This window comes from Mesorhizobium sp. P2_F7 (assembly GCF_056403695.1).
The window spans coordinates 1-617 of sequence record NZ_JBFUFA010000043.1 but is presented as its reverse complement, the minus strand read 5'-3'; the positions used below and the strand labels follow the sequence as shown (position 1 = coordinate 617).

Annotated in this window: 1 protein-coding gene; it reads right to left on the bottom strand. The window is 66.0% G+C overall.

What is annotated here, in order from left to right:
• The coding region (locus tag AC1DZ8_RS33340; RefSeq protein WP_477402415.1) for a VCBS domain-containing protein at window positions 1–617 on the bottom strand (617 nt) is incomplete at both ends.

Genomic DNA, 617 nt, shown 5'->3' with positions numbered 1-617 from the left:
CGCCTGCGTCGCCGCCTTGCTGTTGTCGAGCACATAGGACCACGTGCCGTTGGCGTTCTGCGTCAGCGTGCCGTAGGTGCTGAGCGCGGTGATCGCCGCCGCATCGCCACCCGACCAGGCCACGAAGCTCTTGGGCGTATCGGCGCCCGAGACGTCGTTGGCAAGCACATCGCCCGAGACCGTGCTGGTCGGCGGCGTGTTGGCCGCACCTGCGCCGTCCTCGACGACCGCGTACGGGCCGTCATTCTGGGCTGTCGGCACATCGTCGACAACATGCACGACGAGATTATCGCTGGCGGTGGTGCCGCCATTGCCGTTGACGGTCAGCGCGACGCTGTCGTTGAAGCCGGTGGCATCGACGCTGTCGTTGCCGGTCGGCACCTTGCTGTCATTGTCGATGGTCGCCGACAGCGTGTAGCTGTAGGCGATCGTGCCCGAATGGGCATCACCCGTGTAGCCGGTCAGCGTCAGCACGCCTTCGCCGGTGTTGACGGTCTGGGTGCCGTTGAAGCCCTGGATCTGGGCCAGCGTGAAGCTGGTGCCGCCGATGACGATGTCGTGGATGCCGTCGGTGGCCGAGATGGTGAAGGATCCGGTGCTGGTCTCGCTGTTGGTGG